The sequence below is a fragment of the Streptomyces sp. NBC_01618 genome, from assembly GCF_045209435.1.
Lineage (GTDB): Bacteria > Actinomycetota > Actinomycetes > Streptomycetales > Streptomycetaceae > Streptomyces.
In genome coordinates this window covers 4,047,811-4,072,325 of record NZ_CP109297.1, presented here as the reverse complement: position 1 = coordinate 4,072,325, position 24,515 = coordinate 4,047,811, and the positions used below count along the sequence as shown (strand labels likewise).

Annotated in this window: 19 protein-coding genes and 1 tRNA gene; 8 read left to right on the top strand and 12 right to left on the bottom strand. The window is 70.5% G+C overall.

The window, feature by feature from the left end:
- The first annotated feature begins 65 nt into the window (after positions 1–65).
- The 3 genes from OH735_RS19000 to OH735_RS18990 all read left to right on the top strand — a co-directional run bounded on the left by OH735_RS19000 (position 66) and on the right by OH735_RS18990 (position 6,426).
- Positions 66–4,115 (top strand): PAS domain-containing protein, encoded by a 4,050-nt coding sequence (locus OH735_RS19000; protein WP_406382721.1) that lies wholly within the window; start codon positions 66–68, stop codon positions 4,113–4,115.
- 272 nt (positions 4,116–4,387) lie between these two features.
- Positions 4,388–5,833 (top strand): recombinase family protein, encoded by a 1,446-nt coding sequence (locus tag OH735_RS18995; RefSeq protein ID WP_406382720.1) that lies wholly within the window; start codon positions 4,388–4,390, stop codon positions 5,831–5,833.
- Between the two features lie 125 nt (positions 5,834–5,958).
- The gene (locus OH735_RS18990; protein ID WP_406382719.1) at positions 5,959–6,426 is read left to right on the top strand and encodes a cytidine deaminase family protein; all 468 of its coding nucleotides are present in this window, start codon (positions 5,959–5,961) and stop codon (positions 6,424–6,426) included.
- 194 nt (positions 6,427–6,620) lie between these two features.
- Here OH735_RS18990 and OH735_RS18985 read toward each other — a convergent pair whose 3' ends face one another.
- The 9 genes from OH735_RS18985 to OH735_RS18945 all read right to left on the bottom strand — a co-directional run bounded on the left by OH735_RS18985 (position 6,621) and on the right by OH735_RS18945 (position 15,135).
- On the bottom strand, positions 6,621–6,830 hold the full coding sequence (locus OH735_RS18985) for a hypothetical protein (RefSeq protein ID WP_406382718.1): 210 nt from the start codon (positions 6,828–6,830) through the stop codon (positions 6,621–6,623).
- Between the two features lie 266 nt (positions 6,831–7,096).
- Positions 7,097–8,749: a long-chain fatty acid--CoA ligase gene (locus tag OH735_RS18980; RefSeq protein WP_406386637.1), complete on the bottom strand. Its 1,653-nt coding sequence runs from the start codon at positions 8,747–8,749 to the stop codon at positions 7,097–7,099.
- Positions 8,750–8,894: 145 nt separating this feature from the next.
- Entirely contained in the window at positions 8,895–9,623 is a 729-nt protein-coding gene (locus OH735_RS18975; protein ID WP_406382717.1) for a SigE family RNA polymerase sigma factor, read from the bottom strand.
- A gap of 142 nt (positions 9,624–9,765) precedes the next feature.
- Positions 9,766–10,932 (bottom strand): lipid-transfer protein, encoded by a 1,167-nt coding sequence (locus OH735_RS18970; RefSeq protein ID WP_406382716.1) that lies wholly within the window; start codon positions 10,930–10,932, stop codon positions 9,766–9,768.
- Positions 10,929–11,363: a MaoC family dehydratase gene (locus OH735_RS18965; protein ID WP_406382715.1), complete on the bottom strand. Its 435-nt coding sequence runs from the start codon at positions 11,361–11,363 to the stop codon at positions 10,929–10,931. The genes OH735_RS18970 and OH735_RS18965 overlap by 4 nt, the downstream gene beginning before the upstream one ends.
- Positions 11,360–12,454 (bottom strand): acyl-CoA dehydrogenase family protein, encoded by a 1,095-nt coding sequence (locus OH735_RS18960; RefSeq protein ID WP_406382714.1) that lies wholly within the window; start codon positions 12,452–12,454, stop codon positions 11,360–11,362. Before OH735_RS18960 ends, OH735_RS18965 begins: the two co-directional genes overlap by 4 nt.
- A 1-nt stretch (position 12,455) precedes the next feature.
- On the bottom strand, positions 12,456–13,415 hold the full coding sequence (locus tag OH735_RS18955) for a bifunctional MaoC family dehydratase N-terminal/OB-fold nucleic acid binding domain-containing protein (RefSeq protein ID WP_406382713.1): 960 nt from the start codon (positions 13,413–13,415) through the stop codon (positions 12,456–12,458).
- Positions 13,412–14,587 carry an acyl-CoA dehydrogenase family protein gene (locus OH735_RS18950; protein ID WP_406386635.1) on the bottom strand — a complete coding sequence of 392 codons (1,176 nt, stop codon included), beginning with the start codon at positions 14,585–14,587 and terminating at the stop codon, positions 13,412–13,414. Before OH735_RS18950 ends, OH735_RS18955 begins: the two co-directional genes overlap by 4 nt.
- 236 nt (positions 14,588–14,823) lie before the next feature.
- Complete coding sequence (locus OH735_RS18945; RefSeq protein WP_406382712.1) at positions 14,824–15,135, bottom strand: hypothetical protein; 312 nt, start codon at positions 15,133–15,135, stop codon at positions 14,824–14,826.
- A gap of 338 nt (positions 15,136–15,473) precedes the next feature.
- On the opposite strand from OH735_RS18945, the gene OH735_RS18940 reads away from it, so the two are divergent.
- Positions 15,474–16,346, top strand: coding sequence for a bifunctional DNA primase/polymerase (locus OH735_RS18940; protein WP_406382711.1), 873 nt, complete (start codon positions 15,474–15,476; stop codon positions 16,344–16,346).
- Between the two features lie 68 nt (positions 16,347–16,414).
- On the opposite strand, the gene OH735_RS18935 is transcribed toward OH735_RS18940, so the two are convergent.
- Positions 16,415–16,501: transfer RNA gene (locus OH735_RS18935), tRNA-Ser, on the bottom strand.
- A gap of 47 nt (positions 16,502–16,548) precedes the next feature.
- Positions 16,549–18,054, bottom strand: a complete 1,506-nt coding sequence (locus tag OH735_RS18930) for a S1C family serine protease (RefSeq protein WP_406382710.1) — start codon at positions 18,052–18,054, stop codon at positions 16,549–16,551.
- Between the two features lie 241 nt (positions 18,055–18,295).
- Here OH735_RS18930 and OH735_RS18925 point away from each other — a divergent pair, with 241 nt between their 5' ends.
- The 3 genes from OH735_RS18925 (at position 18,296) to OH735_RS18915 (ending at position 21,016) form a co-directional block, all read left to right on the top strand.
- Positions 18,296–19,129 (top strand): glycerophosphodiester phosphodiesterase, encoded by an 834-nt coding sequence (locus OH735_RS18925; RefSeq protein ID WP_406382709.1) that lies wholly within the window; start codon positions 18,296–18,298, stop codon positions 19,127–19,129.
- Between the two features lie 53 nt (positions 19,130–19,182).
- Complete coding sequence (locus OH735_RS18920) at positions 19,183–19,788, top strand: ATP-binding protein (protein WP_406382708.1); 606 nt, start codon at positions 19,183–19,185, stop codon at positions 19,786–19,788.
- Between the two features lie 262 nt (positions 19,789–20,050).
- Positions 20,051–21,016: a DUF5926 family protein gene (locus tag OH735_RS18915; protein ID WP_406382707.1), complete on the top strand. Its 966-nt coding sequence runs from the start codon at positions 20,051–20,053 to the stop codon at positions 21,014–21,016.
- 744 nt (positions 21,017–21,760) lie between these two features.
- Here the strand turns inward: OH735_RS18915 and OH735_RS18910 are convergent.
- Positions 21,761–22,483, bottom strand: coding sequence for a bifunctional DNA primase/polymerase (locus OH735_RS18910; RefSeq protein ID WP_406382706.1), 723 nt, complete (start codon positions 22,481–22,483; stop codon positions 21,761–21,763).
- A gap of 664 nt (positions 22,484–23,147) precedes the next feature.
- Between OH735_RS18910 and OH735_RS18905 the strand changes: the two genes are divergently transcribed.
- The gene (locus OH735_RS18905; protein WP_406382705.1) at positions 23,148–24,476 is read left to right on the top strand and encodes a PP2C family protein-serine/threonine phosphatase; all 1,329 of its coding nucleotides are present in this window, start codon (positions 23,148–23,150) and stop codon (positions 24,474–24,476) included.
- Positions 24,477–24,515: the final 39 nt, after the last annotated feature.

Genomic DNA, 24,515 nt, shown 5'->3' with positions numbered 1-24,515 from the left:
CGGCCCGAGGGGCAAGATGGGGCCCGCTGTCGGCAAGGTGCGGTAACCAGGGAGGAAGCGTCATCGTGAGCAGCAGGCCATCCCGAGGCGCTGCTCGCCTCGCAGCCATACTCGATGCACTCCCCGACGGGCTGCTGCTCGTCAACTGCAACGGCACGGTCGTCAACGCCAACACCATCGCGCTGGAAATGTTCGAGACGCCGGGCACGGCACTCGTCGGGCGCGGGCTCCTCGATCTGCTGCCGGAGTTCGACTCCACGCTGATCCCGGGGTCGATGCGCCGCCCCGAGTCCGCCGACGACCGGGGCCGTACGAAGCCGACGCGGATGACCGCACGGCGGACCGACGGCACCGAGTACCCGGTCGAGGTCACCAGCGCCAGCCTGGAGGACGGGCAGGCCGCGTACAACGACTTCCAGAGCACGTACAGCGGCAGCTACACGGGTGACGAGCTGCTGATGCTCGTCGTACGGGATCTGTCGGGCACCGTCGACACCGAGGCCGAACTGGCCCGTTCGCAGCGGCAGACCGAGATGATCCTGCGGGCCGCGGCCGAGGGCGTCGTCGGTACGGACACGGACGGCCGGGTCGTCCTGGTCAACCCCGCCGCCGCGCAGATCCTCGGCTTCCGCGCCAGCGACCTGGGCGGCCAGGAGCTGCATCCGCTGATCCTGCACTCGCGGGCGGAGGGCGAGCCGTTCCCGTACGAGGAGTCGCCGCTCGCCGACACCCTCAGGTCCGGTCGCAAGCACCGGGTGCGCGGGCAGGTGCTGTGGTCCAAGAGCGGTGCGCAGGTGCCGGTCGACCTGACCACGGCGCCGGTCCGGGACGGGGACCAGCTGGTCGGTGCGGTCATGACGTTCACCGACCGACGGCCGTACGAGGAGCTCGCCGAGCAGCACCGGGCCGAGATCGACGAACTGACCACGAGCCACACCGCCGAGGTCACCGCGCTGACGGAACGACACAGCGCGGAACAGGCCGACCGGGCCGAGCGGTACACCTCCGAACTGGAAACGCAGGCCGAACAGCTGGCCGCGCTGACCGCCCGGCACACCCAGCTCACCGCCGTGCTCGGCGAGTCGCTGCGCGGGCCGCTGGAGGAGCTGCGCGGCGAACTCTCCACGCTCGCCGCCGACCCGGCCGGCCAGCTGTGGCCGGAGGCCAACCAGATCCTGCACCACCTGGCCGCGGGCTACGCCCGGATGACCACGCTCGTCGACAACGTGCTCGGCTACCAGCGCCTGGACGCCGGCGCGGAGGGCCTGGTCAAGGCGAACGTGCTGCTCGACTCGGTCGTGACGGCCGGTATTGACGCGTCGGTCGAGCTGATCGGTCCCGGGCGGGCCCAGTTCGCGGTGCACGCGCCGCCGATCGAGGCCGAGGTGGACGCGGCCCGGCTGGTGACCGCGCTCGCCCATCTGGTCGCGGATGTCGCCGGGGTCGACTCGACCGGCAAGGCCCGCGTGATGCCGGGCGGTGGTTACGTCGACTCGACGGTCGTCGTCGCGGCGGCGCAGCGCGGTGAGGTCGTACGGATCGAGGTGCGCGGACCGTTCGCCGGGGGAGACCCGGTGCACGAGCCGATCGTGCGCGGGATCGTACGGGCGCACGGCGGCGTGCTCCAGACGCACGAGGTGCCGGGGATGAGCGGCAGCGCGTACGTACTCGAAGTGCCGCTGGGCAAGGGCTCGGGAACGGTGATGCCACCGGCGCCCGAGCCGGAGGCGGGTTCCGCGCCCGGGCCGGGGTCGAATCCGGGCTCCGAGCCGGGGGCCGAGCCGGGGTCCGAGTCGATGGCCGGTCAGGGTGCGGCGGGCGGTGGACGGCGGCGGGCGCGGCGGGCGTCCACGGACGCGTTCCTGGAGAGCCCTGTGGGTGGTTCCGGGGCGGGGGGCGAGTCCGGTTCCGGTTCCGGTTCCGGTTCCGGTTCCGGTGATACGGCGGCAGCCGAGCCGACAGGGCGGCGCCGGGCGCGTCGTGAACCCGCGGCGCAGGAGACGCAGGGCGCGCACGACATGATTCCCGTCCAGCAGGGCGAGGGGTCGGGGCGCAGGCGGGGGCGGCCGAGCCCGGCCGAGACCGGTACTCAGCACGCGCTTCCGGCTCAGCTGCCCGAGCAGGGCCGGCGGCCCGGAGAGCCTGCTGACGAGCAGCAGGGGGCGGGGACGGGGCAGGCGTTGGCGCTGTCTCCGGCCGCCTCCGCGCCGTCCGAAGGGGCGGTGGTGACGGCGGCCGAGGGCGCGCAGGGTGGCGGTGGCCGTCCGCAGCGTGGCCGGACCGTGCCGCCGCAGGGTGTTCCGGTTCCCGCCGAGGGGCCGATGCCGATGCCGGCGGGTGGACACCGGGCGCACCAGGGCGGCGAGAACCAGTTGGCTCTGCCGGCATCCGCTTCCGTTTCTGCTTCCGTTTCTGCTTCCGTTTCTGCTCCCGAAGGCCTCTCACAGGGCGAAGGCCTTTCGCAGCTCGGGGACGGGGCTGTGCCCACACCGGCGTCCCAGCCGACCGGGCGGCGTGCGCGGCGGGCGCTGGCGGCCGCGCAGGAGCGCTCCGCCCAGGCCGAGCCGACCGGACCCCGTACCGCGTTCGCTCTGCCGCCCGCGGATGCCGACCGGACCCCGTCCGCGGCCGTCGACGCGGACGCCTCGCTGCCCGGACGTCACGACGCCGTACCCATCGCGCCGGACGAGGAGCACACCCCGCCCCAGGCGCGCCCCGTACCGACCGGGCGCCGCCGGGCGCGTCACTCCGACGCACCCCCACAGGCCCAGCAGGCCCCACAAGCCCAGCAAGCCCCGCAGACCGACGACCGGCCCGACAGCCGCCCCGGCGGCGATCCGGAGTGGCCCGTGGCCGGCCACACCGCGCACACCACCGGCACCACGCCCGTCGCGGAGAGCCGTCCCCGGAACATCGCGCCCGTACCCGACGCGCGCAGGCAGCCGCTGCCCGCCGAGGCTCCGATGCCCGGCGGCTCGTCGGACTCGACGCAGGGGCGCGCGTTCAGCGTGCGGACGCTCGGGCAAGGCGTGCCCTTCGCCCAGCACATCGCGCACCAGCAGAACCAGACGCTCGGCGGTGCCGGACGGCGCCGTAAGCTCGCCGCCCCGCCGGAGGACGAGCGCACCCCGCAGGCCGCACTGCCGCAGACCGCGCCGTCCCCGGCCGCCGCGCCGCAGACCGCGCCGTCCCCGGCCGCTCCGTCCGGCGCCGCACAGGCCCCGAACCCGGGTTCGGGGCAGCTGCTGTCGGCTCCTCCGGAGGCCGAAGGGCGCGCGTACGCCATAGGCGCACCCGACGAGGGCGCCGAGGGGCCGGAGCCGCTGGACGGTCCGGGTGGCGCGATCGAGGTCGCCAACCGTCCGTCGCCGCAGCCGGTCGACGACGAGCTGCCCCCGGAGCCGCTGGACAACCCGCGCCGGCTGCTCGTCTGGCCCGCGCCCGATGTCTCCACCCAGCAGGCGCTGAGCGACCGCGGCTACCGGCCGGTGATCGTGCATTCGCGCGAGGAGGTCGACGCCCAGATCGCGGCGTTCCCCGCCGCGCTCTTCGTCGACCCGCTCACCGGTCCCATAACCCGCAAGGCGCTGCAGTCACTGCGTCAGGCCGCCGTGGCGGCCGAGGTCCCGGTCCTGGTGACGGCCGGTCTGGGGCAGGCATCGCGGGAGGCCGCGTACGGTGCCGACCCGGCCGTACTCCTCAAGGCGCTCGCCCCGCGCGACAGCGAACAGCATCCGCCGCGGGTGCTGTTGATCGAGGAGCACGAGGAGATCGCGCTGGCGCTGACGGACACGTTGGAGCGGCGCGGCATGCAGGTCGCGCACGCCTCCACCGACAACGAGGCGGTGACGCTCGCCACCCGGATGCGGCCCAACCTGGTGGTGATGGACCTGATGCAGGTACGCCGCCGCCGGGCCGGGATCGTCGACTGGCTGCGCGCCAACGGCCAGTTGAACCGCACGCCGCTGGTCGTCTACACCTCCGCCGACATGACCGGGTCCGAGCTGCCGAAGCTCAGCTCGGGCGAGACCGTGCTCTTCCTGGCCGAACGTTCCACGAGCGACGAGGTGCAGTCGCGCATCGTCGACCTGCTCGCGAAGATCGGCACGAACTGACGCGCACGAACACGCAATACGGACACGGGCGCGAACGGCCGGGCGGACGCTGGGAGATGACGACGAGGGCGGTACGAGAGATCCCGTACCGCCCTCGTCGTGCTCCCCGACCGGGTCGGGTCAGAGCCGGGTGATGTCCAGCTCACCCTCCGCGTACCGCTTGCGGATCACCTTCTTCAAGAACCTGACTCAAAAACGGTAGTTCGGCGTATGCTGCTCCTCTGCCATGTTGGCAGGTCAGGGCGCCCGAGAGGGCGCGGGGAGGGGTCACGGTGGTTGTGCGGCTCGGCGGATACGCCCGCATCAGTCTGGACAAGGACGGCGAAGAGCTCGGCGTGGAGCGCCAGCGCAGGGACTACCGGCAGGTGGCAGGGGTGCGGCCCGGCTGGGAGGTGGCCCGAGACTACGTCGACAACGACGTGAGCGCGTTCAAGCGCAACGTGATTCGTCCCCAGTTCGAGGCACTGCTCACGGATCTCGAATCCGGGGTCATTGACGGCGTCATTGCTTACGACGTTGACCGTTTGGCGCGCCAGCCGCGCGACCTCGAACGGCTCCTAGACGTCTTTGAAGCGCGGCCGAACCTTGTGTTCTGCACCGTGACCAACGACCTGGACCTGTCGACTTCTGACGGTCGAACCATGGCCCGAGTGATGGTGGCGTTTGCCAATAAGGCGTCGGCGGACACGGGGCGGCGGGTAGCCCGTAAGCACAAGGAACTTGCGGACGCTGGGAAGAACGGTGGTGGGTTCCCTCCGTTCGGTTGGAAGGATGACCGGCTGACAGTTGATCCTGCGCAGGCTGCTCTCATCACCAAGGCGCACGACGATCTGTTGGCGGGTACTCGTATGTCGACGATCGTTCGGGAGTGGCAGGCCAAAGATGTCCAGACGTCGCGGAACACGGGTAAGCCCATCACGCGTGTGGCGGTGAGGAGCATTCTCAGTAACCCTCGCTTGGCGGGGTTCCGTGCCGTGAAGGGTGAAATCCACATTGGCCCGGGCGGTAAGCCTGTGATGGGCGTGTGGGAACCGATCTGTACGCCGGAGAGGCTGGAGGCCGTGACGGTCGTCCTGGACGGCGTCAGGTCGCAGCACAGGGACAACGGCCAGAAGGGGACCAACGCTTACAAGTATCTGCTCAGCGGGATTCTGCGTTGCGCTCAGTGCGGTGCGCGTCTGGCGCCGAACCTTCGGAGCTCTTGGACTGAGGGAAGCAACGGGAGCCGATTCGCTTACCGTTGCCCGCCGTCGACCGACAACGGGTGCGGCAAGGTGTCCCGTGCGGGCGAACCTATTGACTCGCACATCTTGTCGCTGATTCATGATGCCGAGGCCCGTTTGAAGGCGCCCAAGAGTGAGGCTGCCGAGTGGTCTGGGGCTGCTCGGCTGGCGGAGGTCGAGCAGGAACTCGCGGAACTGATCACGGCGAAGCGGGAGAAGAAGATCAGTGCCGCTTCCTGGATTGCGGTGGTCGAGCCGCTGGAGGCCGAGCGGGACGAACTACGGCACGACCGCGCCCGGCATGCTGTCGCGGCCGCTCAGGCCGCTGACACTCTGAACCTTGCCGAGGATTTTGAGCGACTGCCGATCGAACGACAGCGCGCGGTCATCCTGAAGCACATCAAGACCGTCATAGTGCATCCTGCGGGCCGTGGCGCGCGGAAGTTCAACCCGGACCTACTCGAAGTGGTCTGGACCGCCCAGGCCGTGTTTTAGGAGCGGGGGCATCTCTGGGATGACAAGTGGGCGGCCTTGGACACGTCGTCGCCGGTCGCGGGGATGTACGGACCGCAATTTATAAGGCAAGGCATGTACGGGATCTACGCCGTAGCATGCGCCGCATGGACATCCCGTGTCGCGAGTTGACGCCCGAAGACCTTGAACTCATCGACTTTGCCAAGCAACTTGTCGATGCGAACACCGATGGAGAGGAAGGCGCACACACCATGGGGGCTGCCGTCAGAGGGGCCAACGGCAAGATATACGGCGGAATCAACGTCTACCACTTCACCGGCGGCCCGTGCGCGGAGCTCGTCGCGCTGGGACACGCCCGTGCGTCCGGCGCCAGGGAACTCACGACGATTGTCGCGGTGGGAAACTGCGAACGAGGCGTCTTCGACCCGTGCGGCCGGGACCGCCAGGTGCTCTTCGACTACCACCCGGACATCCGGGTCATCCTCCCCACGCCCGAGGGCCTGAGGAGTGTCCGGATCAAGGACCTCATGCCGCTCGCTGCCGGCTGGACCATCGAGGGCGGAGCACAAGCGATCGTCCCGACGGCTTCCAAAGATGCTCCGGCCGGCCCGTAGTTCATCCAGCCGCCAACGCGAGTTCTTTCGCCGAGATCATCACAATGCGGAGTGAGGCACTGCAGCCACTTCCAAAACATGGCCTACGAGCGGTCCACTTGTCCTCGTACGGTCCGGAAAAGCGTTCCCCTTCCGGGCGCGTTTCCAGTCGCCAAGCTTCCGTCTGAAAGTCACGGAACTTGGCCTGCCACTCGTCACCAGCCAAGAACACGAACGGCCTCCCGCAGCACGCTTTCCGGGATCTCTACAAGACCCTCCCCCTGCGGGGGCCTGAAGCCGTCGAACACATCGCCCTGCACGACAAACGCCCCCTTCTCCGTGCGGTACACGTTCGGGCAATCGCCCTGCCCGCACTCCCCGTTCCCGTTGCCCGTAAGGCGGGTAAGTCCGGCACGCTCAGACATGCGAAACCCCCTGTCTGCGACCCCCGTTGGGGCCGTCGAGGATGACGGTACGAGGACCATGCCCGGCCGTCTATGCATACTCGCGACTATGCGCGTTGTCGCATAAACCGGTGACCCGGTGGGCCGCTCAGCGCATCCCCTGTACGGCGCTAGACAACCGTGCGACGGCCGACCGTTGCCCGGGGCGAGACAGGTGAACAGCGCAACGCCCCCGCCAGCGCAGGCCAGCGGGGGCGCGTCAGGGTGCCGCGTGGGCTCAGCCAGGATCAGTCGACTCGAGTCACTTCCAACTGCCCCAACCTGTATGCTTCGCGAATAACCTTCTTGTCGAACTTTCCGACGCTCGTCTTCGGCACCGCCGGAATGACCGTCCAGCGCTCCGGCAGCTGCCACTTGGCGATGCCGGAATCGGTGAGGAACCTCTTCAGCACCTCGAAGTCGGCGGCGGCGCCGTCCTTGAGCACGACCGTGGCGAGCGGGCGCTCGCCCCACTTCTCGTCCGGGACGGCGACGACCGCCGCCTCGGCCACGTCCGGGTGCGCCATGAGCGCGTTCTCCAGCTCGACACTGGAGATCCATTCGCCACCGGACTTGATGACGTCCTTGGCCCGGTCGGTCAGGGTGAGGAAGCCGTCGTCGCTGATCACGCCGACGTCACCGGTCTTCAGCCAGCCGTCCTCGCTGAACTTGTCCTCGGGGCGCAGGTCCTCGCCGTCCGCGCCCCCGTAGTAGGCCCGGGCGATCCAGTGGCCGCGTACCTCCAGCTCACCGGCCGACTCGTTGTCCCACGGCAGCAGCTCGCCGCCGGGGCCGACCAGGCGCGCCTCGACGCCGGCCGGGAAGCGGCCCTGGGTGATGCGGTAGGGCCACTGCTCCTCCTCGGTGAGCCCGGCGGGCGGGTGGGCCATGGTGCCGAGCGGTGACGTCTCCGTCATGCCCCAGGCGTGGCAGAGGCGGACGCCGAGCTTGTCGTACGCCTCCATGAGGGACGGCGGGCAGGCGGCGCCGCCGATGGTCACGCGGGCCATGGAGGTGAGGTCGCGCGGGTTGGCGGTGACCTCGGCGAGCAGCCCCTGCCAGATGGTGGGGACGGCCGCGGCGTGGGTCGGCCTCTCGCGCTCGATCATGTCGGCGAGCGGGGCGGGCTGCAGGAACCGGTCCGGCATGAGCATGTTGATGCCGGACATGAACGTCGCGTGCGGCAGCCCCCAGGCGTTCACATGGAACTGGGGGACGACCACCAGCGTGGTGTCCTTGTCGGTCAGCCCCATCGACTCCGCCATGTTGACCTGCATGGAGTGCAGGTAGATGGAGCGGTGGGAGTAGACGACGCCCTTGGGGTCGCCGGTGGTGCCGGAGGTGTAGCACATGGCTGCGGCCTGGCGTTCGTCGAGCTCGGGCCAGTCGTAGCTGGTCGGGCGGCCGGCGATCAGCTCCTCGTACTCGTGCACCCGGGGCGCAGCGCCGTCCAGGACGGATCGGTCGCCCGGCCCCGTGACGATCAAGTGCTCGATCGACGTCAGATGGGGAAGGAGCGGCGCGAGCAGCGGCAACAGGGAGCCGTTGACGATGACGACCTTGTCGTCGGCGTGCTCGACGATCCAGATCAGCTGCTCGGCGGGGAGCCGGAGGTTGAGGGTGTGCAGGACGGCACCCATCGAGGGGATCGCGAGGTACGCCTCGAGGTGTTCCGCGTTGTTCCACATGAGGGTGCTTATGCGCTGGTCGCCGTCGATACCGATCTCGTCGCGCAGCGCGTTCGCCAGCTGGGTGGCGCGTCGGCCGATCTCGGCGAAGCTGCGCCGCTGCGGCTCGGGCTCGCCGGTCCAGGTCGTGACCTGCGACTTCCCATGAATGGTCATCCCGTGTCGGAGGATGCGGGTGACAGTCAGCGGTACGTCCTGCATGGTGCTCAGCACGGCGTCCTCCCGGTGGGCGCTACGCGGCAGTTGGGTTCCGCTGATTCTGCTCACATACCACGCGGTATGTCACTAGTCCCGGGAGTACGAATCGGTGTCGTCCGGCGGAATCGGGCCCGCCCGCGCGCGCCGTCGTCGCCCGAGGTCAGCGGACCGGAGCCAGCTCCGGGTCCTCCCTGAGCTTGCCGAGCGCCCGCGACACCGCGCTCTTCACCGTGCCGACGGACACCCCGAGCACCTCCGCCGTCTGAGCCTCGCTCAGATCCTCGTAGTACCGCAGGACGACCATCGCGCGTTGCCGGTCCGGGAGCTTCAGCACGGCACGCCACATCGCGTCGTGCAGCGTCTGGTGCTCGGCCGGGTCGGGAGCCCCGGGGGTCTCCTGCTCGGGCAGTTCGTCGCAGGCGTACTCGTCGACCCTGCGCTTGCGCCACTGCGAGGTCCGGGTGTTCAGCAGTGCCCGGCGGACATAGCCGTCGAGCGCCCGGTGGTCCTCGATCCGCTCCCAGGCGACATACGTCTTGGTGAGAGCGGTCTGCAGCAGGTCCTCGGCATCGCTCGGGTTCGCGGTGAGCGAGCGGGCGGCGCGCAGCAGTACGGGCCCCCGGGCCCGTACGAACGAGGAGAACGACGGATAGGGGGCGTACGGAGCCCGTGAGGCGTACGACGAAGCACGCGAGGCGAACGGCGCGTGCGCGGCGTGTGTCGCAGACGCGGCGTGCGCGGTGTGCGCCGCAGGCGACGCGGTGTGCGTGGTGTGTGTCGTGTGCGCGGCGTGCGCGGTGTGCGCTCCGTGCGTCGTGTACGAGCCGTGCGGGATGTGTCCGGTCATGGCAGCTCCCCCGGAGGTGCCCGTGCAGACTGGCGTGGTCATGGCTCCACGCTAGGAGCGGGCGCCGCCCCGGGGATCGGCCCCAGGTCCCGAAACGGCGTCCCCCTCAGGGTGTAGGGGTGGGGCCTGCCCGACCTCCTGTAGGTGGAGCCGTCGTCTTCAGGGCTCAGGGTCGACCTCCCAGTCATTCGTCCGCGCCCAGTATCAGCGCGGAGGTGGGTACGCCGGTGCCTGCCGTGACCAGGGTGCGGGCCGCCCCGGTCAGCTGGTTCACCGACGAGCCCCGGATCTGCCGGACGGCCTCCGCGATGCCGTTCATCCCGTGCAGGTACGCCTCCCCCAGTTGGCCGCCGTGCGTGTTCAGGGGCAGCGCGTCGGCCGCGACGAAGTCGGCCGCCTCGCCCGGGGCGCAGAAGCCGAACTCCTCCAGCTGCATCAGGACGAACGGTGTGAAGTGGTCGTAGAGGATGCCCACATCGATGTCGGCGGGGGAGAGGCCGGAGCTCTGCCACAGCTGCCGGGCGACCACCCTCGTCTCGGGCAGCCCGGTCAGACCGTCGCGGTAGAAGCTGGTCATCTGTTCCTGCGCCCGCCCGGCCCCCTGGGCGGCGGCGACGATCACGGCGGGCGGCTGCGGGAGGTCCCGGGCCCGTTCCGCGCTGGTGACGACGATCGCCTGCCCGCCGTCGGTCTCCTGACAGCAGTCGAGCAGCCGCAGGGGTTCGACGATCCACCGCGACGCGGCATGGTCGGCCAGGGTGATCGGCTTCCCGTAGAAGTACGCCGCGGGGTTGCGGGCGGCATGGCGCCGGTCGGTGACCGCGACATGGCCGAAGGCCTCCGGCGTCAGGTTGTACGTGTGGAGATAGCGCTGGGCTGCCATGGCGACCCAGGAGGCGGGCGTGAGCAGCCCGAAGGGGAGGTTCCAGCCGAGCGCCGTGCCCTCCGCGGTGGGCTCCCGCTGCTGTACGCCGGAGCCGAATCTGCGCCCGGAGCGTTCGTTGAACGCGCGGTAGCAGACCACGACGTCGGCCACTCCGCTCGCCACGGCCATCGCTGCCTGCTGGACGGTGGCGCAGGCCGCCCCGCCGCCGTAGTGGATGCGGGAGAAGAACGACAGCTCACCGATGCCGGCCGCCTGGGCGACGGTGATCTCGGGGCTGGTGTCCATGGTGAAGGTGACCAGACCGTCGACATCGGCGGGGGTCAGCCCGGCATCGTCGAGGGCGGCCCGCACCGCTTCGACGGCCAGTTTGAGTTCGCTGCGACCGGAGTCCTTGGAGAACTCGGTCGCCCCGATCCCCACCACCGCCGCCTTGCCGCCGAGCGAGTCGGCTCTGCGCAGGCTCATGCCGCCCCCTGAGGAGCGCTGTCGGCCACACCCACGGGCACAGTGGGCACAGGCAGGGTCACCGTCACCGTGCCCGTGACGTGCCTGCCGAGACCGTTGGTTCCGACGATCGACACCTCGGCCGTCCCGTCGGCCCCGATGGCGGTGACCGTGCCGCTCAGGACCATGGTGTCCCCCGGGTAGTTGGGCGCGCCCAGCCTGATGGCGACCTTGCGGAGCACGGCCGACGGGCCGAAGCGGTCGGTGACGTACCGGCCGACCAGGCCGTTGGTCGTCAGGATGTTCATGAAGATGTCCGGGGAGCCCTTCTCCCGGGCCAGTTCCGCGTCATGGTGCACGTCCTGGTAGTCGCGGGAGGCGAGGGCGCCCGCCACGATCAGGGTGCGGGTCACCGCGATCTCCAGCGGCGCCAGCTTCTCGCCGGCTTTCACTCCGGTCCCTCCTTCACCAGCAACTGGCCGAGTTCCTGAAGTACTTCGCTGCCGCATCCCAGATAGGCGTCGAGCTGACGGCCCCAGAGGAAGTGACGGTGTACGGGGTGGTCGAGGTCCGCGCCCGTTCCGCCGTGCAGATGCTGTCCGGCGTGCACGACCCGTTTCCCCGCCTCCGACGCCCACCAGGCGGCGGTCAGCGCCTGCGGCCCGTACGGAAGCCCCGTGTCATGGCGCCATGCCGCCTCGTACGCGGTGACCCGGATCGCCTCGGTGTCCATATGGGCGTCGGCGGCGCGCAGCAGTACCGCCTGCTTGGTGGAGAGCGGGCGCCCGAACTGCTCCCGGGTATTGGTGTGGGCGACGGCCCGGGCCAGCGAACCGGCGCACACCCCGGCCTGCAGCCCGGCGAACGCGATCCGGCTTGCAGCCAGCACTTGTTCGTACGCCCCGGGCCCCCTGAGCCGCTCCTCGGTCACCCCTTCACCACCGGGCCCTTCCCCGCGCGCCCGGTCACCAGCGAGCCGCTCCCCGCGCGCCCGGTCCAGGACGAGTCGCGCGGCCGACCACGGTGCCGTGGTCTCGACGGGCTCCGTCGCCACCCCCGGATCATCGGTCCGTACGATCCACAGCTCCCGGTCCGAGTCCGCGACGAGGACGAGCGACGCGTCGCGCAGCCACGGCACGTACGGCACGCTGCCGCTCAGCCGCCCATCCCCGTCCGCCCGCGTCCCGCCGCGTGCCGGGAACGCCCCGGTGGCGACGGCCGTGCCGTCCCGCAGCGAGGGCAGCAGCCGGTCCCGTTGTTCGTCGGTGCCGTGCGAGGCGACGGCGAGCAGCCCGTACACACAGCTCGCCGCGAACGGCACCTGCGCCGTCGTCCGGCCCTGCTCCTCCAGCAGCAGCACCAGGCCGAGCAGCCCGATCTCCTCGACCGCCGCGGTCAGTCCGGCCGCGCAGAGCTCCTTCCACAGCTCGGCGTCCGTCCCCGTGCCGGCCCCGGCCAGGCGTTCGTGCGTCGACAGATCCCCGAAGATCCGCGCCGCCAGCCCCTGCGCCGCGGTCTGTTCCTCGGTGGGTACGAAGTCCATGTCAGCCCTCGCCTCCCCGGAAGACCGGAAGCTCCAACTCAGGGTCTGCGCGGAGGAATTCCAGCCGCACCGGCATTCCCGTCCGCACCTTGTCGTACGGCACCCCGATCACATTGCTGATCATCCGTACCCCCTCCGCCAGCTCAATCAGCGCCACCGCGTACGGCCCGCCTTCGTCCGAGGCGCTGAAGGCGGGGAACGGCGGGTGGTGCATCACGACATGGCTGAAAACGGTGCCGTCGCCACTCGCCTCGACCGCGTCCCATTCCTGGCAGCCGCACGCGTTGCAGCCGGGCAGCCAGGGAAAGCGCAGCGTGGCGCACTCGCCGCACCGCTGGATCAGCAGCCTGTGCTCGGCGACGCCCTGCCAGAACCCGGCGTTGTCCCGGTTGATCACCGGCCTCGGGCGCGGGCTCCGGCCGCCCGGACGTGCCGTCCGCTTCGCCGCGGCCGGCGCGTACTTGAGGATCCGGAAGCGGTGCGTCCCGGCGAGTTGCCCCTCCGCGCGGACGTCCATCCGCGTCGTCACGAAGTACCCCGTCCCCAGCTTGGTCGTCTTGCGCTCCGAGACGGACTCGATCACCGCGTCGAACGTGATGCGGTCGCCGGGCCGCAACGGCCGCAGATACTCCTGCTCGCAGTCGGTCGCGACGACCGAGGTGCAGCCCGCACCGTCGAGCAGCCCGAACAGCTCCTCGTACGCTTCGGAGCGGTCGGTGTGCCCCGACAGACCGCCCATCGTCCACGCCTGCAGCATCGTCGGCGGGGCGATCGCGTCCGGTCCCGCGTAGGCGGGGCCGGTGTCCCCCATCGCCTCGCACCAGTGCCTGATCATCGGCTCGTTGACCGGGTCCTTGCCGACGCCCGCGGTCGCGGCAGGCCGCCCCACGAACTCCTTGAGCCGTTCGTACAGCCGGTCCGGCCCGCCCCGTTCCTCCCGTCGTTCCCGCGCGTCCGTCACCGCTTGCCCCTCTTCATGCCGAGCCGCATGGTCGCGACGATCTCCCGCTGCACCTCGCTCACTCCGCCCCCAAAGGTGTTGATCTGCGCCGCCCTGTTCATCCGCTCCAGCTCCCCGTCCCCGAATGCGCCGGGCGAACCGCCCCGGATCGTCCCGGCCTCGCCCGTGATCTCCTGGCAGATCCGGTACACCTCGACCGCGCTCTCGGTTCCCGCGAACTTCACGCCGCTCGCGTCGCCGGGGGCCAGGGAATCCGCGCCGACATCCCCCACCAGGCGCCAGTTGAGCAGGCGCGTCGCCGCCAGCCGGGCGTACGCCTCGGCCAGCCGGGTCCGCACCCAAGGCTCGTCGGCCGGACGCCGGCCCGTGACCGGGTCGGGGGTGCGGGCGAAGGCGAGCGCCGCCTCGTAGAAGTCCTCGGCCTGCATTCCGATGGCGGCGAGAGCCACCCGTTCATGGTTCAGCTGGTTGGTGATCAGCCCCCAGCCCTCGTTCTCCGCGCCGACCAGACGGGTGGCGGGCACCCGTATCCCGTCGTAGTAGGTGGACGTCGTGGTCAGCCCGCCCACGGTCTCGATCGGCGTCCAGGAGAACCCGGGGGCGTCCGTGGGAACCAGAATGATCGAGATGCCCCGGTGCTTCTGCGCATCCGGGTCCGTACGGCAGGCGAGCCAGATCCAGTCCGCGTTCTGCGCGTTGCTGGTGAAGATCTTCTGCCCGTCGATCACCCAGGAGTCACCGTCCCGCACCGCCCTGGTGCGCAGCGCCGCGAGGTCCGTACCGGCCTCCGGCTCGCTGTAGCCGATGGCGAAGACGAGATCGCCGCGGAGGATCCTGGGCAGGAAGTACGCCTTCTGCTCGTCGGTCCCGTATTTCATCAGCGTCGGTCCGACGGTGTTGACGGTGACCATCGAGACGGGCGCCCCCGCCCGGTATGCCTCGTCGAAGAAGACGAACTGCTCGTCGGGTCCGCGGCCCTGGCCGCCGTACTCGACGGGCCAGCCGAGCCCGAGCATCCCGTCCGCGCCGATCCGGCGCAGCAGCCGGCGCTGCGCGGCCGGATCCTCGGCCCCGGGCGCCGTCCGCGCGTCCCTCCTGGGCATCACCTTGCTGAAGTACGTACGGAGTTCGGCGCGCAGCTGTTGCTGACGCTCCGTCTGGGCGAGGTGCACGACAGCTGCCTCCCGGACACAGGCGTACGGATACGGACGTACGGATTCGGGCACGCACTCAAGGTTTCTGACTGTCCGTCAGATTCGCCTGCCCTGTCAAGGTCGACGACGCCCCGACCCGACCTCCGGCACAACACGAAGCGGCCTGCGTGAGCGCACCCAAGTGCCCTCGCGCAGGCCGCCGTTCAACCAGCCGTGACCCGGCCCCCCCGACCGACTCATGGCCGGGACCCGGCTCACCAGAGGTTGGTGAAGTTCACCACGAGATTCTCGTTGTGCTGGTCGACCACAGTGAACGCCGAGCCGTTCACCTGCGCGGAGTTGCTCCGGTTCGACGCGCCGGCACCGACGGCCTGCTGCTGCGACGTGGACGAATTGCCGGAGTTGTTACCGCCGACGCCGCTGCCGACGATCGTGGCAACAGCCGCGTTCGATCCGTCGTTCGCGAACGAGCCGCTGTCGGCCTGGGCCACGCCACTGAAGAGTGCGGCGGCGAGAGGCAGAGCTGCAACAGCGGCGAGGGCACGAGCGGTACGGATGCTTGCCATGTCAATTCCTCCAGGAACCGAAAGTACGGCTTGTTCCGGGGCAGTTGGCCGACCGTCCCGGCTTGGTCACGACGTCGCGACAGCAGAGTTGCCCACCGGATCCCCGGCGAACCACCCAAGCGATCCGATTCCCCCGCAAGCGTGAGGAACATCCAATAAACCCACTCGCGCCGCCAAAGCCCCAGCTCAAGCCCTTCCGCGCCCCCTCTCACAGCCTCCACCCCCGCCCGACCCCGTACCCCGCAAGAGAAGAAGCGTTCCGGCACCCCAGCCGTCCGACACCCCACCGACTTCCCCGCCCCCTTCCCTTCTTCGAACGTCTGTACGAAAATGAAGCCATGGCCACCATTGACCGGCGGACCGCCACCCTGGCCCTGGCCCACGCGCTCTCCGCCGCCGAGCGCGGGCTCCCCGTCATCCCGCTCTCCGCCGGAAAGCTCCCCGCCCTGCCCTCTCCGCACCGCAACGAGGACCGGCCGGTCACCTGCCGGGGCGCCTGCGGCCTTCCCGGACACGGCGTCCACGACGCCACCACGAACCCCGCCGCCGTCCGCGCCCTCTTCGCCGCCGCCCCCTGGGCCACCGGCTACGGCATCGCGTGCGGCCGGCCCCCGCACCACCTCATAGGCATCGACCTGGATATCGACACCACCGGCAGAAACGACTCCGCCGCATCCCTCCAGCAGCTCGCCCTGCACCACCTGTTCACCATCCCGCCGACCGTCACCGTGCTCACGCCCAGCGGCGGCCGCCACATCTGGCTGACGGGCCCGCCCGGCGTCTGCGTACCGAACTCCGCGAGCCGCCTCGCCCCCGGCATCGACGTCCGGGGCACCGGCGGCTACCTGGTGGGCCCCGGCTCGGTCACCGCCCATGGCACCTACCGGATCGCCCCGGGCACCGCCGACCTCCCGCCGGCCCCCTGCCCCCGCGCACTCCTGCGCCTGCTCAGGCCCCCCGCACGCCCTCACCACCCCACGGCCGGGCCCGAACAGGGCCGCGGACTGGTCCGGTTCGTCCGCGCGGCACACGAGGGCCAGCGCAACACACGGCTCTTCTGGGCAGCCTGCCGCGCCTACGAACACGGCTTCGGCGACGCCCTTGCGGACGCCCTCACCCACGCCGCCGTCCACACCGGCCTCACCGAACGCGAAGCCCGCGCCACCATCGCCTCGGCGGCCCGCCTCACCACGGGCTGTCAACGAGACTGACCCCACGAAAAAGGGGGCGCCCCTGACGAGGTGCACCCCTTCCGGCCGGCGCGCTCGCCGACCTGCTGCGGTGGGTGTGGGATTTGAACCCACGGTGACATCGCTGCCACGACGGTTTTCAAGACCGTTCCCTTAGGCCGCTCGGGCAACCCACCTCGCGTCATCGGTCCATGGACCGATGACGCGAGGACAGCCTAGCCGGTCAGCTGTCGCCCTTGCGCTCCCCCAGGGTGACTTCGGTCGTCGCCGTCCTGCCGTCGCGCTTGTAGGTCACGGTCACCCGGTCGCCGGGCTTGTGGGTCCAGATCTCGCCGATCAGGGTCGGGCCGCTGTCGATCACGGTGTCGTTGAACTTCATGATGACATCGCCCGCCCGGAGGCCGGCCCTGGCCGCGGGGCCGTCCTTCGACACGGCTGCCGTACCGCCCGCGCCCTGGTCGGAGATGACCGCGCCACCGGTCTTGCCGTCCATCATGACCGTGGCACCGATCACCGGGTAGACCGGCTGGCCGGTCTTGATCAGCTGCTGGGCGACGTTCGTCGCCTGGTTGATCGGGATCGCGAAGCCGAGGCCGATGGAGCCCGCCTGGGTCTGACCGACGCTGCTGCCGGCCGACTGGATGGCGGAGTTGATGCCGATGACCGCGCCGCGCGAATCGAGCAGCGGGCCGCCGGAGTTGCCCGGGTTGATCGACGCGTCGGTCTGCAGGGCACTCATGTACGAGTTGCTGCCACCGGAACCGTCACCGGAGGCGACCGGCCGGCTCTTGGCGCTGATGATGCCCGTGGTCACCGTGTTGGACAGACCGAACGGGGCGCCGATCGCGATCGTCGAATCGCCGACCGCGACCCGGTCCGAATTGCCGAGGGACAGCGGGGCGAGCCCCGACGGCGGGTTCTTCAGCTTCAGAACGGCGACGTCGTAGCCCTGCGCCCGGCCGACCACCTCGGCGTCGTACTTCTTGCCGTTGGAGAACGTCGCCGTGAGCTGGCCGCTGTCCGCCGCGGAGGCCACCACGTGGTTGTTCGTGAGAATGTGACCTTCCTTGTCGTACACGAAGCCGGTGCCCGTACCGCCCTCGCCGTCACCGCCCTGCGCATCGATGGTGACCACACTGGGCAGCGCCTTGGCGGCCACGCCCGCGACCGTGCCGGGATCGCGCTTGAGGTCCTGCGGATCGGCCGACGCCGAGACCGTGGTCGAGCCGTTGCCGCCGTTCCGGTCAGCCGCCCAGTAGCCGAGGGCGCCGCCGATACCACCGGCGACCAGCGCCGCCGCCGCCACCGCGGCCACCAGGGCGCTGCCCGTGCCCCGCTTGCGCGGGCCTTCGGGGGAGTGGAGCTGAGCCGGGGCACCCCAGACCGGACCGCCGCCGTCCGCGCCGTGGTGCACGTACGCGGGGACGGCGGGAGGGGGCGGAGGCCAGTTGGCTTCGGCGGCCGACTGGAACCCGGGGGGAGGCGTGGCCGGAAGGGGAGCGGTGTGCGCGGTCGCGTCGGCCGGTTCGCCCATCGGGGCGAACGGCTGCCGCGCGGTCGCCGCGTCCGGCGCCTCCGGGTGCGCCGGGGCGTGCGTGGCTCCGGGTGGGGACGCGGGCGTGCTCCCGGACGGCCCCTGAGGAGCGGCGGCCGGCACTGGAGGTGCGGACGGAACGGACGGAACGGCCTCGCCCGCAGTGCCCTCGTTGCCCTCGTTCTCTGTGCTCACAGCTCTTTACTCCTCGGTTCCACATCATTTTCGGCAAGAGATCCGCTGCGTACGTGTCCCGGGACAGCTTTTCCCACGACACGTCAGGCCACTGTAAGCAGGACCTGTGCATCCGCGCGCCAATCTTTACATCCGGCAAAACGGACCCGCGGCGTGAGGTGCGCGGGGTCGCGGCGCGAAGCGCGCGGGGTCGCGGCGCGAGCTGTACCCAGTGCCCCCTCCTCGGTGACACCATGACGCAGTGACCCACGCACGGCAGCAATCCACGCAACCTCCCATCCAGGTCATCGCCCACCGGGGCGCGTCCGACGACGCCCCCGAGCACACCCTGGCCGCATACCGGAAGGCGATCGAGGACGGCGCCGACGCCCTGGAGTGCGATGTACGGCTCACGGCCGACGGTCACCTCGTCTGCGTACACGACCGCCGGGTGAACCGCACCTCCAACGGCCGCGGCGCCGTCTCCGCGCTGGAACTCTCCGAGCTCGCCGCCCTCGACTTCGGTTCCTGGAAGGACCGCGAGGAGTCGGAGTCCCCGGACTGGGATCCGGTGCCGGGGGAACTCACCTCCGTGCTCACCCTGGAACGGCTGCTCGAACTGGTCGCCGTGACGCGGGCCGCCGGGCGCCCGCTCCAGCTGGCCATCGAGACCAAGCACCCCACCCGCTGGGCGGGCCAGGTCGAGGAGCGGCTGCTGCACCTGCTGAAGCGCTTCGAGCTCGACGCGCCGCCGGCCGACGGCCCGTCCCCGGTGCGGATCATGAGCTTCTCGGCACGCTCCCTGCACCGCATCCAGGTCGCGTCGCCCACCCTGCCCACCGTCTATCTGATGCAGTTCGTCTCGCCACGCCTACGTGACGGGCGGCTGCCTGCGGGGGCGCGGATCGCCGGTCCGGGGATGCGGATCGTACGCAGTCACCCCGGCTACATCGAGCGTCTGCACCGGGCGGGCCATCGCGCACATGTCTGGACGGTCAACGAACCGGAGGACGTGGAGCTCTGCATCGACCTCGGAGTCGAGGCAATCATCACGAACCGCCCGAAACAGGTTCTGTCACAACTGGGACGCTCTTAACGTCAGTTACAGGGAGTACACCGGCGCATTCGAACCGTACTCGATCGTTACGAATGCGTCACTGGCAGGCGATTGGCCGGTTTCCGGTCCAGTCCAGGGGGGCATCCACTCCGTGGCGTGGGGCAAAGGAGGTCTCGGGGGTGGCGTTGGTGGTGGCACAGGAAGTGCCCACGTCGTCGAGCATGGCCGTACCCCATGGCCCTGCGGGCGTGGGTCAGGCGCGGCACCGGATGCGTGAGCAGTTGCGCAGCTACGGAGTGCCGGATTCGGTCGTCGACGATGCTGTATTGATCCTTTCCGAACTACTCAGCAATGCCTGCCGGCACGGCAGGCCACTGGGACGACACACAGATGTGGGTGACGGCGACATCCGCGCCGCATGGCGCGTGGACGGAACGGGCGGGCTGACCGTCGAGGTGACGGACGGAGGCGGTCCGACCCGACCGATTCCGGCCACACCGTCGGTGACGGCGCGCGGCGGCCGCGGGCTCAACATCATCAGCGCGCTCGCCGAGGAGTGGGGCGTACGCGACAGCGTTTCCGGTGAAGTCACCGTGTGGGTCCTCGTCAGCGAGGGGCACGGGCGGGCATCCGGAGTGCCGGGGGTGCCCGGGCTCGACGGGCTGGACTTCGCGGACGCCTTCGACGACGTGGGCTGACGTCTCCCGCATCGGCATGGGTACGGGTACGGGTACGCGCACAGCCACGGGTACAGGAGTGTGCGACGACTGCGGCACGCGCACCCGCACCGGCACACGAATCGGTGGACGGACGTACACGCGGCCGGGCCGGCGGGCGTTACGCGCGGGCGTTCCGTACCCCCGCAACCGCCGGGCGCGCGGGCGCATGTGCCCCGGACGCGACACGGGCCGCTAGGCTCGCGGCCCAGACCGCACTGTCGCAATCGGGAGAAAGCCCACCATGGCCAAGAAGCGCCCTCAGACCAAGGCCGGGAAGCAGCAGCTCAAGGATGGCGAGATCCCGGTGGTGGGAGCTCGCGAGCCCTGCCCGTGCGGTTCGGGCCGCCGCTACAAGGCGTGCCACGGCCGCGCCGCCGCCCAGGCCGTGACCGAGCTCGTCCACCGGCCCTTCGAGGGGCTGGTCGGTGAGTGCGACTGGGTCGCTCTGCGCGAGCTGGTGCCCGCCGCCACGGTCGAGCTCGCGCTGAAGGGCGGGCTGCCCGAGGGCGTGCCCTCGGTGACGCTCGCGACCGTCCTTCCGATGGCATGGCCGGCGCTCCGCCGCGACGACGGTTCGGTGCTGCTCGCGCTGCAGAACGACACCCCGTCCGGTGACCTCAGCCGTGACCTCGCGGACACGCTGCAGCGGGCGCTGGCCGCCGAGCCCGGTTCGCCCGTGGCCGCCCGGCGCGCGCCGGCAAAAGGTCCGCGGCTGCAGGACCTGCTCGACCCGGGCGCCGCGTTCGAGCCCGTGGTCCACTCCGGCTTCGAGTTCTGGGTTCCGGACGCGGAGAACGCCACGCCCGAGGTGTCCGCGTCCCTGGCGCGGGCGAACGAGGCGGCGATCCCGACGTCGCGGCTCTCCGGTGTGGACGCCGCGTACTGGTGCGAGACCCCGGAGAAGAACCACCTGCGCTGGGTCATGCCGCACCCCGAGGAGCAGCTCCTCGACGCGCTCGCCCGGCTGCACGCCGCCGGTACCTCGTCGCTGGGCGAGGGGACGCGGCTGGTCGGCTCCTTCCGGGCGCACGGGCTGATGGTCCCGGTCTGGGACCTGCCGAGTGCGATGGGAGCCGCGGAGTGCGAGAAGCCCGCGGCCGAGCTCGCCGAGCGGCTGACCGCGGCGCTCGCTTCGGACGCTCCGCTCACCGCCGAGGAGCGGCGGGCCCGCGGCGGGCTCACCAACCGCCAAGTGACGCTCAGCTGACAGTGACGATTCCCGGGGTCGTACGGTGATACGCGTCACAACTCCCCGCACTCGCAGGTAAATCACTGCCCGAATACGTGAGATCGAATTTGCGAACGGCAGATCTCTTGTTACCGTTCTAGAAGCCCGGTCGCTGGTGCATCCCCCGTCACCAGCGATCGGGCATCCTCATTTCCGGATACGGCGCACGGCGCGGCGCACGAGCCCGCGCACAACCCCCTCGCCGGTACGCCCCCAAGCCACTGATCCCCTCCCCCCGCGACCGGCCCCGGCTTCCCCGTACCTGCGCGCCGCCGTCAACCCGGCACGCCAGAGCCCGGATTGACGGCACGTCCGTCTCCACAGCGGCCGCACACCCGGAAAGCTTCGCGAATAGCGTTCCACAGAGTTATTCGAATAGGCTTTCGAAGAATCCTTCGAGGGGATTCGGAAGACCCATCAGAAAGCCCTGCGCCGCCCCACTTTGCAGCGGCAGACTTTGCTTGGACCGACAAGAAAACGAGGGTGGAGAGAACCGGGGCGGAGAGAAGATCCGAAAAAGTCGCACGACCTCATCCACAGACACCCATAGACCCCATAGACCCCATGGATACCTGTCGCCACTGTCTACAGCTATTGGCTACATCCGAATTCCTGACGGCCCGACGGGGATATCGATGGAATATGAACTCCTCGACCCCGAACGCCCCTTTTGTTGCGGTGCTCCGAATCGGCTCACGCCCGAGCGGGTGAGCCGACCGCCCGTCAGTAGGCGAGCCGGCTGCCGCCGTCCGGCGCTCCGTTGCTCGCCTCGACCAGCGCGTCGAGCACCGTGCCCACATCCGGCAGCCACGGCGCGGCAGGCCCGGGGACGGGGGTGGAGGCTCCCCGGTTCGAGCGCGGCCGGGGGCCCGCCGCGGGAGCCCGCTCCCAGCGCACCTGCCCCGCCCCCACCTCGGACGGCGGAAGAACGAGATAGCCGCCCTCGCCATGGAACCGCAGCGAGCTGGGCACCCAGTCCTGGGCGTGCAGCAGCTCACCGAGCCGTTCGAGGGTGTACGGGGCGACCAGCAGCGACCACCGGGTCGGCGTCGCCACCACGGGGCCGAGCCGCGTGCCCATCCGGTCCAGCTCGGCCAGCGCCCGGGCGGCGGCCACGGCCGGCAGGCTCAGCGCGCACGGGGCACGGCCACCGGTGGCCAGCACGATCGGAGCGGTCGGGCGGTTCGTCCACCACCAGCGCACCATGCGCTCGTCGGTGGTCGCCGCGAGGAGACCGGGATCGAAGGGGTGTGCGCCGGGTACGACGCACTCGGGATCGGGACAGGCGCAGCCACGGCCGCGGTCACCGCGGCCACCGGCCGCCTCCGGTCCCACTCCGGGAAGCACGGGCCACTGCCATGCGGTGACACAGGTCAGGACCGCGTCGAGCTGGGCGGGCCTTCCCCTGCGCCGGAGCCTGCGTCGCCTACCGAGGATCTCGCGCATGAGCGCTCGTTCCTTTCCGTTGAACGCCGAGGGTCCACATCACACCACGCGTACGTCACCACACGCGTTGATCACTTCACTGTGCGTACATGCTCTTCAAATCTGCGGTACGGGTGGGTCGTCGGTACCGAGCATGGGCCGAGCCTGGTCGAGCAGGGGCGAGACGGGTCCGGACACGATCATGGCGAGGAGCGGCGCACGCATCACGCCTGTCGTCCCACGGTGCAGACCCCGCCACTCGGGGGTGGGGCGCGGCCGCCACAAGAGAGGACGTCCGGGCCCGCTGCCGGGTTCCGGGGCGATCAGAACTGCCCCTGGCCTTCATCGGATTACGTACCCAGCATGCCCGAAACAACGCTCCCTCCGGGACTCAGCCCCGAGAACACCCCTTGTCGAGCACACCCAGTCGACCGCAAATAGCCGCCACAGGGTGCATTTTTCAGCCAACTTGGCAGTAGCTCGGACACCACAAATCCCGCAGGGACAATGCTGGACATCGCCTCACTTGTGCGTGTACATGTGGATGCTACGTGTACACGTGGATGCACTGATAGCGGCGCAGAATGACATGGGGGTTTGCGATGCTATTCAACGAATCGCACCGGCGGGAAAGCCGACTGCCATGAGCGCCCCGCACTTGCCAAAAGTGGCTGGAATCGATCCCATGGTTCCTGTTTCAGCGCACACTGCCGGTTCTCTGTCCGGAGTACCGGCCGCCACCGGAGCCTTCATCCAGGACCGACTGGCCGCCTGGATCTCCGACCTCACCACGCTCCACGAACTCACCGAGCGACTGGCCAGAACCAGCACACTCGACGATGCCCTGCACGAACTGCTGGACGCCGGAGCCGCCCTGGTCGGCGCCCGTCGCGGACTGGTCGTGTTCGAACCGTCCGACCGCCGCGGCCCCGTCAGCACCATCGGCCTCGGACTCGCCCATGCCGAGCTCGGACACATCGAGACGGTGCCGCGCAGCGCCACCTCCTACGGCCGCATCCTGGAAGGGCTCCCAAACACCGAAGGCGCCCTGACCACCCCCGATCTACTCGGCGACAGCAGCCTCGACCCCCGCCGCCGCGAGGTCGCCGCCCGGCTCGGATACGCCGCCAGCCACGCCCTGCCGCTCACTGCCGAAGCGACCGGCAGACTCGGTGCCGCCGTCTGGTTGTACGACGAACCCGCCGAACCGCTGGAACGCCAACGCCATCTCCTCGACCTGTACGCCGGACACGCGGGCGAGCACCTGGCCAGGCTGCTGGAGCTGGAACGGGCCAGGGCCGATGTCGCCACCGTCACGGAGGAGCTGCTGCCCACCCGGCTGCCCCGGGTCCCCGGCGTACAGCTGGCCGCCCGCCATCGCACGGCACCGCAGGGCGGCGGCGACTGGTACGACGCGCTGGCACTGCCGGAAGGCGCACTCGGTCTCGCCGTGGGCTCCGTGAACGGCTCCGGGCCGAGCGCCCTGGCCGCCATGGGCCGGCTCCGCGCCGGCCTGCGGGCGTACGCCGTAATGGAGGGCGAGGATCCGGTCGCCGTGCTCTCCGATCTGGAGCTGCTGCTGCGGCTGACCGAACCCGCCCGTTCCGCGACCGCCCTGTTCGCCTACTGCGAACCCGCCCGCCGCACGATACTGCTGGCCGGCGCCGGCCACACCCCGCCGCTCGTGATCGGCGACCGGCGCACCGAGTTCATCGAGACCTCGGTCTCCGCGCCGCTGGGCATGCTCGCCTGCTGGGAGGCGCCCAGCGTGGAGATCACCCCGGCGCCCGGCGAGACCGTACTCCTCTACACCGACGGGCTGCTGCGCCGCACCGGCGACTCGATGGACCGGGCGTTCGCACGGCTCCACTCGGCGGCGGCGCGCGTACCGAGGGCGCTGCGTGACGACGCCGGATCCGTCGCCGACCACGTACTGCGGACCGTCCTGCCCGACGAACTCGACCAGGACGACAGCGCGGAGGACGTGGTCGTTCTGGCCGCGCGCTTCGACTGAGATCTTTACGGCCCGCCCCGGCCGCCCCCTACGGCCCGC

Excerpts from the sequence above, each read along its gene's own strand:
- OH735_RS18990 (WP_406382719.1), top strand. The coding sequence starts at position 5,959 with ATGGACATCCCGTGTCGCGAGTTGACGCCCGAAGACCTTGAACTCATC.
- OH735_RS18985 (WP_406382718.1), bottom strand. The coding sequence starts at position 6,830 with ATGTCTGAGCGTGCCGGACTTACCCGCCTTACGGGCAACGGGAACGGG.
- OH735_RS18975 (WP_406382717.1), bottom strand. The coding sequence starts at position 9,623 with ATGACCACGCCAGTCTGCACGGGCACCTCCGGGGGAGCTGCCATGACC.
- OH735_RS18970 (WP_406382716.1), bottom strand. The coding sequence starts at position 10,932 with ATGAGCCTGCGCAGAGCCGACTCGCTCGGCGGCAAGGCGGCGGTGGTG.
- OH735_RS18960 (WP_406382714.1), bottom strand. The coding sequence starts at position 12,454 with ATGGACTTCGTACCCACCGAGGAACAGACCGCGGCGCAGGGGCTGGCG.
- OH735_RS18945 (WP_406382712.1), bottom strand. The coding sequence starts at position 15,135 with ATGGCAAGCATCCGTACCGCTCGTGCCCTCGCCGCTGTTGCAGCTCTG.
- OH735_RS18940 (WP_406382711.1), top strand. The coding sequence starts at position 15,474 with ATGGCCACCATTGACCGGCGGACCGCCACCCTGGCCCTGGCCCACGCG.
- OH735_RS18920 (WP_406382708.1), top strand. The coding sequence starts at position 19,183 with ATGCGTCACTGGCAGGCGATTGGCCGGTTTCCGGTCCAGTCCAGGGGG.
- OH735_RS18915 (WP_406382707.1), top strand. The coding sequence starts at position 20,051 with ATGGCCAAGAAGCGCCCTCAGACCAAGGCCGGGAAGCAGCAGCTCAAG.
- OH735_RS18910 (WP_406382706.1), bottom strand. The coding sequence starts at position 22,483 with ATGCGCGAGATCCTCGGTAGGCGACGCAGGCTCCGGCGCAGGGGAAGG.
- OH735_RS18905 (WP_406382705.1), top strand. The coding sequence starts at position 23,148 with ATGGTTCCTGTTTCAGCGCACACTGCCGGTTCTCTGTCCGGAGTACCG.